At 66.8% G+C, this 13,124-nt stretch carries 15 protein-coding genes; all 15 read right to left on the reverse strand.

What is annotated here, in order from left to right:
• Nucleotides 1-16 precede the first annotated feature (16 nt).
• The gene (locus AC1RHV_RS16660; protein WP_054452098.1) at nucleotides 17-751 is read right to left on the reverse strand and encodes a cytochrome c biogenesis CcdA family protein; all 735 of its coding nucleotides are present in this window, start codon (nucleotides 749-751) and stop codon (nucleotides 17-19) included.
• A 15-nt stretch (nucleotides 752-766) separates the two neighbouring features.
• The gene (gene ccmI, locus AC1RHV_RS16665; RefSeq protein ID WP_492301396.1) at nucleotides 767-1,621 is read right to left on the reverse strand and encodes a c-type cytochrome biogenesis protein CcmI; all 855 of its coding nucleotides are present in this window, start codon (nucleotides 1,619-1,621) and stop codon (nucleotides 767-769) included.
• Entirely contained in the window at nucleotides 1,618-2,076 is a 459-nt protein-coding gene (locus AC1RHV_RS16670) for a cytochrome c-type biogenesis protein (RefSeq protein ID WP_492301398.1), read from the reverse strand. Before AC1RHV_RS16670 ends, ccmI begins: the two co-directional genes overlap by 4 nt.
• A complete protein-coding gene (locus AC1RHV_RS16675) occupies nucleotides 2,073-2,594 on the reverse strand; it encodes a DsbE family thiol:disulfide interchange protein (protein ID WP_054452096.1) in 522 nt (173 codons plus the stop codon). Before AC1RHV_RS16675 ends, AC1RHV_RS16670 begins: the two co-directional genes overlap by 4 nt.
• Nucleotides 2,591-4,567, reverse strand: a complete 1,977-nt coding sequence (locus AC1RHV_RS16680) for a heme lyase CcmF/NrfE family subunit (protein WP_492301401.1) — start codon at nucleotides 4,565-4,567, stop codon at nucleotides 2,591-2,593. The genes AC1RHV_RS16675 and AC1RHV_RS16680 overlap by 4 nt, the downstream gene beginning before the upstream one ends.
• Nucleotides 4,564-5,031, reverse strand: a complete 468-nt coding sequence (ccmE, locus tag AC1RHV_RS16685) for a cytochrome c maturation protein CcmE (protein WP_175212657.1) — start codon at nucleotides 5,029-5,031, stop codon at nucleotides 4,564-4,566. Before ccmE ends, AC1RHV_RS16680 begins: the two co-directional genes overlap by 4 nt.
• Nucleotides 5,024-5,206 carry a heme exporter protein CcmD gene (gene ccmD, locus AC1RHV_RS16690; protein WP_370126740.1) on the reverse strand — a complete coding sequence of 61 codons (183 nt, stop codon included), beginning with the start codon at nucleotides 5,204-5,206 and terminating at the stop codon, nucleotides 5,024-5,026. Before ccmD ends, ccmE begins: the two co-directional genes overlap by 8 nt.
• Nucleotides 5,203-5,937 carry a heme ABC transporter permease CcmC gene (gene ccmC / locus AC1RHV_RS16695; protein WP_042795263.1) on the reverse strand — a complete coding sequence of 245 codons (735 nt, stop codon included), beginning with the start codon at nucleotides 5,935-5,937 and terminating at the stop codon, nucleotides 5,203-5,205. Before ccmC ends, ccmD begins: the two co-directional genes overlap by 4 nt.
• 7 nt (nucleotides 5,938-5,944) lie before the next feature.
• On the reverse strand, nucleotides 5,945-6,613 hold the full coding sequence (ccmB, locus tag AC1RHV_RS16700; protein ID WP_054452339.1) for a heme exporter protein CcmB: 669 nt from the start codon (nucleotides 6,611-6,613) through the stop codon (nucleotides 5,945-5,947).
• A 12-nt stretch (nucleotides 6,614-6,625) separates the two neighbouring features.
• Entirely contained in the window at nucleotides 6,626-7,240 is a 615-nt protein-coding gene (gene ccmA, locus AC1RHV_RS16705; RefSeq protein WP_125472239.1) for a cytochrome c biogenesis heme-transporting ATPase CcmA, read from the reverse strand.
• Between the two features lie 189 nt (nucleotides 7,241-7,429).
• Entirely contained in the window at nucleotides 7,430-8,248 is an 819-nt protein-coding gene (locus tag AC1RHV_RS16710; RefSeq protein ID WP_492301770.1) for a copper resistance protein B, read from the reverse strand.
• 233 nt (nucleotides 8,249-8,481) lie between these two features.
• The gene (locus tag AC1RHV_RS16715) at nucleotides 8,482-10,317 is read right to left on the reverse strand and encodes a copper resistance system multicopper oxidase (RefSeq protein ID WP_306653263.1); all 1,836 of its coding nucleotides are present in this window, start codon (nucleotides 10,315-10,317) and stop codon (nucleotides 8,482-8,484) included.
• 42 nt (nucleotides 10,318-10,359) lie between these two features.
• Nucleotides 10,360-10,851 (reverse strand): cupredoxin domain-containing protein, encoded by a 492-nt coding sequence (locus AC1RHV_RS16720; protein ID WP_042795260.1) that lies wholly within the window; start codon nucleotides 10,849-10,851, stop codon nucleotides 10,360-10,362.
• Between the two features lie 78 nt (nucleotides 10,852-10,929).
• Complete coding sequence (locus tag AC1RHV_RS16725) at nucleotides 10,930-12,312, reverse strand: heavy metal sensor histidine kinase (RefSeq protein ID WP_492301405.1); 1,383 nt, start codon at nucleotides 12,310-12,312, stop codon at nucleotides 10,930-10,932.
• Complete coding sequence (locus tag AC1RHV_RS16730; protein ID WP_119450383.1) at nucleotides 12,309-12,983, reverse strand: heavy metal response regulator transcription factor; 675 nt, start codon at nucleotides 12,981-12,983, stop codon at nucleotides 12,309-12,311. Before AC1RHV_RS16730 ends, AC1RHV_RS16725 begins: the two co-directional genes overlap by 4 nt.
• Nucleotides 12,984-13,124 lie beyond the last annotated feature (141 nt).

Genomic DNA, 13,124 nt, shown 5'->3' on the forward strand with positions numbered 1-13,124 from the left:
CGAGTTTTGACCTGGCTCAGCCCAGTCTGCCCAAGGCGGGGAAGGTCAGCAGCATCCAGATGGCGAAACGGGCCAATTGGCCGGTGGCGATGGCCCAGCCCATCACGATCAGGATCAGCCCGGTCAGGATCCGCAGGATCCGGCCGGCGCGTTGCAGGCCCTGCATGCGGCGCAGGAAGGGGCTCATGAACCAGGCTGCCGCTAAAAAGGGGACGCCCAGTCCCAGTGCGTAGACGCCCAGCAGGGCCACGCCCTGGCCCACACTGGCCGAGGCCGCGCCCAGCGCCAGGATGCCGGCCAGGATCGGGCCGATGCAAGGCGTCCAGCCGAATCCGAACGCGGCGCCCAGGATCGCGGCGCTGCCGGGGCTGCCCTGGCCCGCCGGATCGAACCGGTAGTAGCGCTGCGCCCAGGCGGGCAGGCGCAGGACGCCCAGCAACATCAAGCCCGCCAGCGCGATGATGGCGCCTGCGGCCAGGTTCAGTTCGTAGCGGTAGGACAGCAGCAGGCGGCTCAGCGCCGTGACGCTGGCCCCGAAGATGACAAAGACAGTAGAGAAGCCGGCGACGAAGCAGGCCGCCAGCCCCAGCATGCGCCAGCGCAGCGCACGGCCATCATCCGCGGACGCGCCGGATCCGCCCGCGATGTAAGACAGATAGCCTGGCACCAGCGGCAGCACGCAAGGCGACAGAAACGATGCGGTCCCCGCGATGAAAGCGGTGGCCAAGCCGATGAGGGACAGGTCAAGCATGACGGGCCGCCGCGATCATGGCGCAGCGCCTTCGCGCTGGCGCTGGCGGGCCAGCGTGATGCCCTCATTGACGGTGCGCGCCATGTCGCTGCCGGCAGGCAGCCTGGCCAGCAGGCGTTGCCAGAAATCGATGGCCGCCGGGAAATCGCGCTGGTCAAAGCGGCTTGCGCCCGCCAGCATCAGGGCCAGCGGCTCCTCGGGGTTGAGGTCCAACGCGCGCCGCAACAGCTGGTCAGGCTGTCCGCCGAAACCCCGGTTGGCGCTGAGCACCAGCGATTCGGCGTACTCGGCCAGGGCTGCCGGGTTGCTGTCCACCACCGGCGCGGCCCGGGCAAAGGACTGGACCGCGTCGGCGTGCCGGCCGAAGTAGCGGTGGGAACGGGCCAGCATCAGCCACCCCTGATAGTCGTCGGGATTGCTCGCCAGGCGGGTCTCAAGTTTGGCCACCATGGCCCGGATGTCGGCGGCGGTGACCTTGGGTTGTGCGACAGGCGCCTGAGGCGGGGCGATGGCGGCGGGGTTGCCCAGCGCCACATAGGCAATTATGGCGGCCAGAGGCAGCGCGAGGGCCAGGCTCGCAGGCAGCAGCCGGCCGGGGTTCGTCGCCGTGGCACGGTCTTGCGTTTCGCCGGCTTCTTCCAGCGCCAGCCGCTGTAGCTCGGTGCGCGCTTCGGCGAAGGCGTCTTGCGAGAGGATGCCGTTGGCGCGGTCCCGCTCCAGCTCGCGCAGCTGGTCGCGCAGCACCGCCACGTTCGCCGCCCGGCGCTTGTTGGCGGCGCTGGCGGCGGGCGCACGCCGCAGGGCGGCGATCAGCCATAGGGTGACGACGGCGGCCATCAACGCGGCCGACAGATAGAAGAGCTGAGTCATGTTCCAGATCCTTTTTCAGCGTCGACGCCCAGCAGGGCGTCGGCAGCCCGGCGCTCGGCAGGCGTCAGCGCGGGGGGGCGCTGGCGCAGCCTGCGACGGCGCAAGGTCAGGGCCAGCGCGGCCAGCCCGGCGGCCAGCAGCGCAGCCGGGCCGAACCAGAGCAGCAGCGTGGAGGCTTTCAGGCGCGGCCGGTAGAGGATGAAGTCGCCGTACCTGGCCTCCATATAGGCCAGGATGTCGGCCTCGGACTTGCCGGCGTCCAGCTGCTGACGGATCTCGCGGCGCAGATCGACGGCGAGGTCGGCGCGCGAGGCGGCAATGGATTCGTTCTGGCAGACCAGGCAGCGCAATTCCGAGGCGATCTCGGTGACGCGGCGGTCGTCAGTCGAGCCTTGGGCGCCCGCGCCGTAGCCCAACGCCAGCGATAGCGCGAATACGCGCAGGAGTATCTTCATTGCAGCCCCCGGATCAGCGGAAGCAGGGTGTCGCGCAGGGATTCGCGCGTCACCGGGCCGATGTGCTTGTAGCGGATGGTCCCGGCCTGGTCGATGACGAAGGTCTCCGGCACGCCGTAGACGCCGTAGTCGATGCCGACCTTGCCGTCGGTGTCGGACACGGACGCCTCGTAGGAATCGCCGTTGCGCGCCAGCCAGGCGATGGCTTCGTCCCGTATGTCCTTGTAGTTCAAGCCTATGACAGGCACGCCGTGCTGCGACGACAACTCCTGGATATAGGGGTGTTCCGTTAGGCAGGCATAGCACCACGACGCCCAGACGTTCAGCACCCATACCCGGCCTTTCATGCTCTCAGGCGTGAAGGTCTTCTGGGGCTCATGCAGTTCGGGCAGGGCAAACGCGGGCGCGGGCTTGTCGATCAGCGGCGACGGCACTTCGGACGGGTTGAGGGTCAGGCCTATTCCTAGAAAGAACACCAGCACCACGAAGCCCGCCAGGGGCCAGATGTAGCGGCTCATGGCCGGGCCTCCGCCGGCGCCTGCGGTACTGCGCGTTGCGGCTGTTTTTTCTCGCGGCGCTTCAGGCGGTAGCGTGGATCGCTGATCGCCAGCAGCCCGCCCAGGGCCATGAGGATGCAGCCGCCCCAGATCCAGTCGACGAACGGCTTGTAGTACAGGCGCACGCTCCAGGCGCCTTGCTCCATGGGTTCGCCCAGGGCGACGTAGACATGGCGCAGGCCGTTGGCGGCGATGGCCGCCTCCGTCATCGGCAGCGCCGAGGACGCATAAGTGCGCTTTTCTGGATGCAGGTCGCGCAGGCGCTTTTCGCCGCGGTAGAGCGCGAAGGTTCCCATATCGGATTCGTAGTTCGGGCCGCGCACGCGCGCCACGCCCTTGAATTCGACGCGATACGAAGCCACTGGCGCGCTTTGCCCGGGCTGCATCAGCAGATCCTGTTCGGTCTCGTAGCTGCCCACCAGCGTAACCCCCGTGACGAACACCGCCACGCCCAGGTGAGCCAGATGCATGCCCAGCCAGCTGCGTGGCTGGCGCCACCAGCGGTCGCGGGTCGCGCGGATGCGCTTGACGACGTCCACGGCGATGGCGGTCGCCAACCACGCGGCCAGTCCCAGCCCCAGCGCCGTGCCCCCGGACCAACGCTCGAAGAGCAGGGGAACGCCCACGCCCGCCAGCACGGCCAGCGCCGCGGGAATCGACAGGCGTTTGAGCAGGCTGCCAGCATCGGCCGATTTCCAGTTGGCCATGGGCCCCACCGCCATGAGCAGCAGCGCGGGCACCATCAGCGGCACGAAGACCGCGTTGAAGTAGGGTGGTCCGACCGACAGCTTGCCCAGGCCCAGCGCGTCGATGAGCAGCGGATATAGCGTGCCCAGCAACACGCTCGCGGCGGCAACCGCCAGCAGCACGTTGTTGACCAGCAATAGCGATTCGCGCGATACGAACGTGAACTGGCCGCCGTGGCCGATCCGGGGCGCGCGCAGGGCATACAGGAACAGGGAGCTGCCGACCGTGGCGGTGAACAGCGCCAGGATGAATACGCCGCGCGCCGGGTCCGTCGCGAACGCATGCACCGAGGTCAGCACGCCCGAACGCACCAGGAACGCGCCCAGCAAGGCCAGTGCAAACGTGCCGATCGCCAGCAGCACGGTCCAGCTCTTGAAGCTGCCGCGCTTTTCGGTCACGGCCAGCGAGTGGATCAGCGCCGTGCCGGCCAGCCAGGGGATGAAGGAGGCGTTTTCCACCGGGTCCCAGAACCACCAGCCGCCCCAACCCAGCTCGTAGTAGGCCCACCAGCTGCCGACCGCGATGCCCAGCGTCAGGAACAGCCAGGCCGCAGTGGTCCATGGGCGCGACCAGCGGGCCCAGACCGCGTCCAGATTGCCCGACAGCAGCGCGGCGATGGCGAACGCAAACGCCACCGAGAACCCGACATAGCCCATGTACAGCAGCGGCGGGTGGAAGATCAGGCCGATGTCCTGCAGCAGCGTGTTCAGGTCCAATCCGTCAGCCGGGGCCGGGACCAGGCGTTCGAACGGATTCGACGTCAGCAGCACGAACAGCAGGAAGCCCGCGCTGATCAGGCCCAGCACGCCGAGCACGCGCGCGACCATGGCGTCGGGCAACTGCCGCGAAAACAGGCTGACCGCGCCGGCCCAGCCCGTCTGCATGAACATCCATAGCAGCAGCGAGCCTTCATGCCCGCCCCAGGTCGCCGCGATGCGGTAGAACAAGGGCAATTGGGAGTTCGAGTTGTAGGCCACATAGGCCACCGAATAGTCCTTGGCCGCGAAAGACCAGATCAGCGCCCCAAGGCTGAACGAAACCAGCAGGAACTGGATCTGCGCGGCGGGCCGCGCAATGGCGATCCAGTCCGCGCGGTCCAGGGCCGCGCCGCGCAGCGCGAGCGCACCTTGCACCAGCGCCACGAACAGCGTCAGGATCAGGGCGAAATGAGCGAGTTCCGGAATCATCGGGAGCGGGCCTCCTGGGGGGCGGTCTTCGGTGCGGCCTGCGATACGGCCTGATCGATCGCGTGCTGCGCCTCGGGGGGCATGTAGTTCTCGTCATGCTTGGCCAGCACCTCGTCGGCGCGGAACAGGCCATCGCCGTCCAGCCGGCCCTGCGCCACGACGCCCTTTCCTTCGCTGAACAGGTCCGGCAGGATGCCTTCATAGGCCACGCGGACGGTGTGGGCCGTATCGGTCACGACGAAACGGACGGTGAGCGAGCCCGGCGTGCGCTGCACGCTGCCGCCTTCGACCATGCCGCCCACGCGGAAGGCGCGTCCAGCCGGCGCTTCGTTATTGCTGACCTGGGTGGGCGTGTAGAAGAACACCAGATTGCTCTGGAAGGCGTTGAGCACCAGCGCGCTGGCCACGCCCACCGAGGCCAGCCCGCCCAGGACGAGCCACAAGCGACGTGTCCGCTTACTCATCGCCGCCCTCCCGCCATTGAACGGGGGGCGGCCCCGCCAGGATTGCGCGGCGGCGGCGCGCCAGCAGCAGCTGTTCGCTGCCCAGCAGGAACGCCGTCATCAGCAGCGATCCCCACACGTAAAGCGCATAACCGCCCATGGCGAGGAACTCGCCCAGACTGGACCAGTGCATCATTCGCTACTCCATTGTTCGCGGATCCAGGCCGCGTGCCGCTCGCGCTCGAGCACGATGCAGCGCAGGCGCGCCAGCGCCGTTGCGATGCTGTACATCCACGCGGCCAGGGACATCAGCAGCATGCCGGCGAGCATGATGCCGGCCATGCTTGGTGCGGCGGTCAGCGAGACCGAAGCGCCCTGGTGCAAGGTGCTCCACCATTGCACCGAGAAATAGATGATGGGAATGTTGACCACGCCGGCCAGCACCAGCACCGATCCGGCGCGGTCGGCGCGCTGCGGATCGTCGATGGCGGCCCTCAACGCGATATAGCCCGCGTACAGGAACAGCAGGATCAATTCCGAGGTCAGCCGCGCATCCCAGACCCACCAGGCGCCCCACATGGGCTTGCCCCATAGCGCGCCGGTCCACAGCGAAAGAAACGTGAACAACGCGCCGGTGGGTGCCAGCGCGGCGATCATCATGGCTGACAGCCTGCTGTTGAAAACCAGGTGGACCAACGCCCAGAACGCCATCACCAGATAAACGAACATCGACATCCAGGAGACCGGGACATGGACGAAGATGATGCGGTAGCCCTGGCCCTGCTGAAAATCGGCGGGCGCGGCGATAAAGCCGATATAGAGGCCGGCCGCGGCCAGCAGGACCGCGGCCGTGGCGAACCAGGGGATTGCTTTTCCGGCCAGGGGATAGAAGGCCTTGGGCGAGGCATAGTGAAACCAGCGGATCATGGGTTCCTCATTCAAGCGAGATGCGTAGGGCGGCGGCCGCGCCCAGCGGCGCGAGGAACAGGGACAAGGCCAGCACGGCGCCCAACAGCGACAGGTGCGCATTCGCGCCCAGGCCGCTTTGCGCTGCCTGCACAGCGCCCGCGCCGAATACCAGAATGGGAATGAAGAGGGGCAGCACCAGCAGGGCCAGCAGCGCGCCGCCGCCGCGCGCGGTCAGGGTGAGCGCCGCGCCTATGGCGCCGATCAGGCCAAGCGCGGGCGTGCCGATGGCCAGGCCCAGCGTCAGGATCAGAAGGGCGGCGGCATCCAGGCCGAATTGCAGGCCCAGCACGGGCGCAAGCAAGGTCAGCGGCAAACCGGACAGCAGCCAGTGGGCCGCTACCTTGCCCAGCACGATCACCGGCAAGGGCGCGGCGGACAGTATCAACTGCTCCAGTGAACCGTCGCGATGGTCTGCCTCGAACAGGCGGCCCAGCGACATCAGGCAGGACAGCAAGGCCGTCACCCAGAGCACGCCTGGCGCAATGACGCGCAGCGTTTCCCGTTCGGGGCCGACCGCCAGGGGAAACAGGCTGGCAGCCACCAGGAAGAAGGCCAGCGGCGTCAGCGTGTCGCTGGCGCGCCGTTGGGCGATGCGCAGGTCGCGCAGCGCAATGGCTGCGAGCAATTTCGGCATGGAACTCATGCGCTAGGAGCCAAGCCGGATCTGCTTGTGCGCATGGTCCAGCGCGATCGCCTGATGGCTCGTCGCCACGATCGCGCCGCCATCGCGCAGATGGCGATCCATGGCGCGCGCCAGCCACGCGTGAGCGGTGGCGTCCAGGGCGGTCACGGGTTCGTCGAGAATCCAGAGGGGGCGGAATTCGGCAAGCAGGCGGGCGAGGGCCGCCCGCCGCCTCTGGCCAGCCGACAGGGCGCGGATAGGAAGATGCTGCTTGTCGTCGAGTCCTGCCTCGTGCAGCGCGGAGGCAATCGCCGCGGGACGCTCCGCGTGTCCGCTTGCGGCCTGTAGCGCCCGCAGATTCTGGATAGCGCTGAGTTCACCATTGAGGCCGTCGGCATGCCCCAAATAGAAGAACTGGCTGCGATAGTTGCTGCCAAGTTGCGAAATGCCGAGTCCCTGCCACAGCACCTTGCCGCGAGCGGGCTGCGCCAAGCCCGCCAGAATGCGCAGCAGGCTGGTCTTGCCGCTGCCGTTGCGTCCGTGGACGAAGAGGCATTCGCCGGGCGCCACCTGCAAGGCCAGTTGCTTGAACAGCGGGCGCTCCGCGCGCATGCAACCAAGATCCATCGCTTCAAGCATTGCCGCTCCGCCGCTGTGTGGACAAAGGGGCCACTATAGGGAGGCGCGTCTGACCGTCACATTGCTGGCGGTTTACATTCCTGTAATGTTCGGACGGAAACGGCCGTGTTTCAGCACAGATCGCGCGGATGCGGCCGTAGCAGTTGAAAAAGTTCTGGCCGACGCCGCGAGTTGCAGCGCCGGCGATACTTAGAACCAGATGCGCACGCCGGCCAGGATCGCGCGTTCGGAACGGCTTTCTCCGGCTTCGCTGGCGTAGCTGGCGGTCTTGCCGAACTTGCGTCCGAACGACACCCCGACATACGGGGCGAATTCGCGCGTGACCTCGTAGCGCAGCCGCAAGGAGAACGATGCGTCCGACAGCCCGGAACCCACGCCGCGTTCCTCGTCATTCTTGCCGTTCAGGCTGGCTTCGATTTCAGGCGTCAGGATCAGGCGCTGCGTGAGCAGCAGGTCGTATTCCGCCTTCAGCGCCAGCGCGGTTCTGCCGGATCCGCCGACGTAGCCGGTGATTTCGGTTTCGATGCCGTAGGGCGCCACGCCCTGCACGCCGAACGCCGCCCAGTTGCGCTTCGGTCCCGTGCCGAAATCGCGCCGCGCACCGAGTTGCAGGTCCCAGAACGGCGAGATCGTGTGGCTCCAGAAGGCCTCGATCTTGGCGTCCGTGCTGCCGTTCAGGCGATCGCCTTCGCTTTTGATCCACAGCTTGTTCAGATCGCGGCCGATCCAGAACTGGCCGTCCCATTGCAGGCTGGTCTGTTCGTTGCGGTCGTAGGCGACGCCGAGCTTGTCGAACAGCAGGTGGCTGGTGACGACGTTGTCCATCATGTGCGGATGGATGCGGTAGGCGGCGTAGCGCTGCTCCGTGCTGCCGTCGCTGGAGGGCAGGGATCCCACCGGCGGGCCTTTGGGCGGGGATTCGTCCATGCCGGGCATGGCGCCGTGATCCATGCCCGGCATCGAACTGTGATCCATGCCTTGCATCGAGCCGTGGTCCATGCCTTTCATTGAACCGGGGGCCATGCTCTTCGTCGAGGTCGGATTCTGACCCTGCGTCGATCCATGGTTCATGCCAGGCATCGAGCTGTGGTCCATGCCTTGCATCGAGCCATGGTCCATGCCGTCCATCGTTCCGGCCGGCGCCTGCGCCTGGGCCAGTCCGGATGCGGCCGTAAGAAGGGCGGCGCCCGCGACGAGCCCGGACCAGTGCATTCTGGATGTCGTTGTTCTCATTATTCCCCCTATTCCACGACGACCGCGCGGAACATGCCGGCCTCCATGTGGAACAGCAAGTGGCAGTGATAGGCCCAGTTGCCGCGCGCGTCCGCGCTAACGCGGTAAGTGAGGCGCTGCGCCGGGTTCAGGCTGATCGTGTGCTTGCGCACCTGGAAATTGCCGTCGGCGGATTCGAGGTCGCTCCACAAGCCATGCAGGTGGATGGGGTGCGTCATCATGGTGTCGTTGACCAGCACGAAGCGCACGCGCTCGCCATACTTGAGCACGATGGGCTTGGCCTCGGTGAACTTCAGCCCGTTGAACGACCACATGTAGCGGTCCATGTTGCCGGTCAGGTGCAGTTCGATCTCGCGAGTCGGCGGGCGGTTGTCCGCGGGTTCGACCATGGAGTGCAGGTCCGCATAGGTCAGCACGCGGCGGCCGTTGTTGCGCAGGCCCACGCCTGGATCGTCCAGCCGGGTCGAAACGATGTCAGGCACCATGGAGTTGGCGGGACTGTACTCGGCGGGGTAGGGATGCTTGACCTCGACCATGCCGCCTTCGTTGCCGCCCGCGCCATGGTTCATGCCTGCCATTCCTGCCATGCCGGCGTGGTCCATGCCGGGCATGGAGCCGTGATTCATGCCGCCCTGAGCACCATGGTTCATCGCACCCTGAGCGCCGTGGTCCATTCCCCCCGCTTGCGAGCCGCCCATGTCCATGCCGGGCATGTCGTGCGCCATGCCCATGTCCATCATGGTCAGCACCTGCACCGGGTCTAGCGCCGGGATCTCGGCCTGCATGCCCTCGCGCGGGGCCAGCGTGCCGCGCGCATAGCCGGAGCGGTCCATGGCCTGCGAAAAGATCGTGTAGGCGCGCTCGTCCTGCGGTTCGACGATGACGTCATAGGTCTCGGCCACAGCGATGCGGAACTCTTCCACCTCCACGGGCCGCACGGCCAGGCCGTCGGCGGCCACCACCGTCATCTTCAGTCCGGGGATGCGCACGTCGAAGTAGGTCATGGCCGACCCGTTGATGAAGCGCAGGCGGATCCGTTCGCCCGGACGGAACAGGCCGGTCCAGTTGCCGGCCGGCGATTTGCCATTGGTAAGGAAGGTATAGGTTGCGCCCGAGACGTCGGCCAGGTCGGTCTGGTTCATGCGCATCTTCTGCCACATGAGCCGCTCGTTCAGCGCACTCTTCCAGCCGGATTTTTCGGCGTCGTCGATCAGGCTGCCGACGGTGGGCTGGATGTAGTTGTAGTAGTCGGGCATCACCTTGAGCTTGCGGAACACGCTCATGGGATCCTCGTCGGTCCAGTCGGACAACAGCACCACATAGTCGCGGTCCGCGCGCACCGGGTCCGGGCGCTTGGGATCGATGACGATGGCGCCGTACAGTCCCGTTTGTTCCTGGAAGCCGGAATGGCTGTGATACCAGTACGTGCCGCTCTGCCCCACGTCGAACTGGTACGTGAAGGTTTCGCCGGGCGCGATGCCGGGAAAGCTCAGGCCGGGCACGCCGTCCATGCCGGTGGGCAGGATGATGCCGTGCCAGTGGATCGAGGTGTCTTCGCGCAGGCGGTTGGTCACGCGCAGCGTGACGCGGTCGCCTTCGCGCCAGCGCAGCGTGGGCGCGGGCAGCATGCCGTTGACCGTGGTTGCGATGCGGGGAGCGCCAGTGAAATTGGCGGGGCTCTCGCCGATCTCCAGGTTGAACTCGGTGCCCGACAGCACGCTCTGCCGGGCGGCGCCGGACTGCGCCCATGATGACGGACTCCACAGACCCATGCCGGCCAGCGCGCCGCCCGTGGCCAGGCCCTGCACAAACCGGCGGCGCGGATTCGAAACTGCTCTACTCATGCTCTATCTCCCCGGTAGCCGGACCGGCATCCCGGCAGTGGATTACTTGACGGAAACCGCGCCCTTCATGCCGGCGGGATAGTGTCCGGGCTCCAGGCAGGCGAAGGCGACGGTTCCCGCCTTGTCGAAGGTCCAGACGATGTCGCCGGCCTTGCCCGCTTCCAGGGACACGGAGTTCGGCTCCTCGTGGCGCATGCCCGGGTCCTTGAGCATCATCTGGTAGTGGCTGTTCAGGTCTGCCGTGGTGCCCAGCACCATTTCGTGGCGGATCTTGCCGGAGTTGGTGACCTTGAAACGGATGGTCTCGCCCGCCTTGACGTCGATCTTGTCCGGCGTGAAGCGCATTGCATCCGTCATGTCGACCACGATAGTGCGCGAGACCTTGGCGGGGTTGCCGGGCTTGCCGATGGGGGCGGCGGCGTCATGGCCGCCGCCGTGGCCCGCGCCGTGGCCGGGGGCAGCCATGGCGCCGAAGGAAAGCAAAAAGACGCCCGCGGCCACGGCGCCTTGTGCGAGTTTCACCAGTTTCTTCATGCGTATCCTCTAGACTCGAATTGGGGGTAGGAGGCGCCACTTTAGTGACGCGCTCCACACCGCAACCTGTCGGGAGGATTACTTTCCTGTAATGTTCGGCGTCCGGGACAGCGTGAAGCCGACCTCGGTGCCCTGACCGCCGCAGCGCGCGAACGCGTTGCCGCCGTGCATGCGGGCAATGGCGCGGACGATGGCCAGGCCCAGGCCGTGCCCGTCGGCGCGCCGGCTGCGGGCATCGTCGCCGCGATAGAAGCGGTCGAAGATGCGCGGCAGCGCCTCGGCTGCGATCGGCGCGCCGGGGTTCCTGACCCTGATCTCGATCTCCTCTTGCCGGGTGATGCAATAGAGGTCGATGCCGCGTCCCCGTGGCGTGGCCCGGATGGCGTTGCTGAGCAGGTTGGCGATGGCGCGCCGCAACAGCCGCGGGTTGGCCATCAGGATGGCGGCGCCGTGCGCGGTCATGGACACGCCGGCTTCGTCCAGCGCGGCTTCGTAGTACTCGGCCACGCGGGCGACCTCGCGGCGCACGTCCACTTCCTGCAGGTCCCCCGCTGGTTCGCCGCCGTCGGCGCGGGCCAGGAACAGCATGTCGTTGACCAGCGCCTTCAGCCCTTCCAGCTCCTCCAGGTTGGATTCCAGCACCTCTCGCAGCTCCTGCTCGGAACGGGGGGACGACAGGATGACCTCGGCGCCGCTGATCAGCGTGGCCAGGGGCGTGCGCAGTTCGTGCGCCACGTCGGCGTTGAAGCCTTCCATCTGCTGGTAGGCCGTTTGCACCCGGCCCAGCATGCCGTTGAAGGTATGGGTGAATTCGCGCAGCTCGCGGTCTATGCCCTGTTCCGGCAGGCGCACGGCAAGATTGTCCGGCTGGATCCGGGCGGCCTGCTGGGACAGGCGGCGGATGGGCGACAGTGAGCGCCGCACCGCCCATGCCGACAGCACCAGCGTGGCGCCGACCCAGGTGGCGCAGATCAGGACCAGCGCGGTGGCGAAGGCATACAGGAACTGCGTGCCAGGGCGCAGGTTAACGGCCACGGTGAGCTCGGCCCCCGGCAGCAGCGTGCCTTCCAGCGGCACGCGCAGCCCGCGCATGTTCCAGCCGTCCTGCGAGTGCAGCCTGATTTCGCGGCCGGACAGCGGCCGCACGTCCACGGGCGGCGCCTCGCCGTAGAACACGCTGCCGTCGGCGAGCGTGATCCAGGTCTTGAGATTGCCGTGACCGACCATGATGTTGTCCAGGGCGCCACGCAGATCCTGCATCTGCGCCAGCGTGGTCTGCATGCCGATGAGGTGGTTGATGAGCTCCAGCTTGCCGGCCACCTCGGTGATCTCCTGGCGCTGCACCTCGCGCTTCAAGGCCCAGAACAAGGTGTAGCCGGCGATGCTGGACACCACCAGCGCAATGATGCCGAGCAGCAGCGTGAGGCGGATTTCCATCGACGCGATGTGCGGCAGCTTCATTTTTCGCGCAGCTCCAGCACGTAGCCCATGCCGCGCACGGTATGCAGCAGCTTGGTTTCGAACGGGTCGTCTATTTTGGCCCGCAGGCGCCGCACGGCGACTTCGATGACGTTGGTGTCGCTGTCGAAGTTCATGTCCCAGACTTGCTCGGCCAGCACCGTCCGGGACAGCACCTGGCCGTGGCGGCGCAGCATCAGCGTCAGCAGCGTGAATTCCTTGGCGGTCAGGTCCAGGCGCATGCCGCCGCGTTGCGCCTTGCGCCGCGCCAGGTCCATCTCCAGGTCGGCAAGCTTGAGCAGCGTCGACTCCTGCCCGCGGCCGCGGCGCAGCAGGGCCTGGATCCGCGCCAGCAGCTCGGAAAAGGCGAAAGGCTTGACGAGGTAATCGTCCGCGCCGCCTTCCAGGCCGCGCACGCGGTCTTCCACCTTGTCGCGGGCGGTCAGCATCAGGACCGGCGTTTCCTTGTGCTTGCGCAGGTCCGCCAGCACGCCGAAACCGTCGACGCCGGGCAGCATCACGTCCAGCACCACCACGTCGTAGTCGCCCTCGATGGCGGCGTGCCGTCCGTCGATACCGTCGCGGGCGATGTCGACCACGTAGTTGTGCTCGGTCAATCCTTTGCGGACGTAGTCCGCGAGCTTTCTTTCATCTTCGATCAAGAGGATACGCATGGGGCGCCTCGCATTCCTTGCACAAATGTAATGAGTCGGTCCGGCTTCTGTAATTGCCGACTGCGTAGAGTTCAGCGTGTCTGCCAAGTTCCCGCTTGGCGGCGCTGAAACACAAGGAGCGATCCGTGAGTGCTCGAAAAT

It is taken from the genome of Achromobacter sp. GW823-FHT04E03 (genome assembly GCF_058796095.1).

Bases quoted from the DNA above. Each gene is read 5' to 3' on its own strand.
- AC1RHV_RS16660 (WP_054452098.1), bottom strand. From the start codon at position 751: ATGCTTGACCTGTCCCTCATCGGCTTGGCCACCGCTTTCATCGCGGGG.
- ccmI (WP_492301396.1), bottom strand. From the start codon at position 1,621: ATGACTCAGCTCTTCTATCTGTCGGCCGCGTTGATGGCCGCCGTCGTC.
- AC1RHV_RS16670 (WP_492301398.1), bottom strand. From the start codon at position 2,076: ATGAAGATACTCCTGCGCGTATTCGCGCTATCGCTGGCGTTGGGCTAC.
- AC1RHV_RS16675 (WP_054452096.1), bottom strand. From the start codon at position 2,594: ATGAGCCGCTACATCTGGCCCCTGGCGGGCTTCGTGGTGCTGGTGTTC.
- AC1RHV_RS16680 (WP_492301401.1), bottom strand. From the start codon at position 4,567: ATGATTCCGGAACTCGCTCATTTCGCCCTGATCCTGACGCTGTTCGTG.
- ccmE (WP_175212657.1), bottom strand. From the start codon at position 5,031: ATGAGTAAGCGGACACGTCGCTTGTGGCTCGTCCTGGGCGGGCTGGCC.
- ccmD (WP_370126740.1), bottom strand. From the start codon at position 5,206: ATGATGCACTGGTCCAGTCTGGGCGAGTTCCTCGCCATGGGCGGTTAT.
- ccmC (WP_042795263.1), bottom strand. From the start codon at position 5,937: ATGATCCGCTGGTTTCACTATGCCTCGCCCAAGGCCTTCTATCCCCTG.
- ccmB (WP_054452339.1), bottom strand. From the start codon at position 6,613: ATGCCGAAATTGCTCGCAGCCATTGCGCTGCGCGACCTGCGCATCGCC.
- ccmA (WP_125472239.1), bottom strand. From the start codon at position 7,240: ATGCTTGAAGCGATGGATCTTGGTTGCATGCGCGCGGAGCGCCCGCTG.
- AC1RHV_RS16710 (WP_492301770.1), bottom strand. From the start codon at position 8,248: ATGAAAGGCATGGACCACGGCTCGATGCAAGGCATGGATCACAGTTCG.
- AC1RHV_RS16715 (WP_306653263.1), bottom strand. From the start codon at position 10,317: ATGAGTAGAGCAGTTTCGAATCCGCGCCGCCGGTTTGTGCAGGGCCTG.
- AC1RHV_RS16720 (WP_042795260.1), bottom strand. From the start codon at position 10,851: ATGAAGAAACTGGTGAAACTCGCACAAGGCGCCGTGGCCGCGGGCGTC.
- AC1RHV_RS16725 (WP_492301405.1), bottom strand. From the start codon at position 12,312: ATGAAGCTGCCGCACATCGCGTCGATGGAAATCCGCCTCACGCTGCTG.
- AC1RHV_RS16730 (WP_119450383.1), bottom strand. From the start codon at position 12,983: ATGCGTATCCTCTTGATCGAAGATGAAAGAAAGCTCGCGGACTACGTC.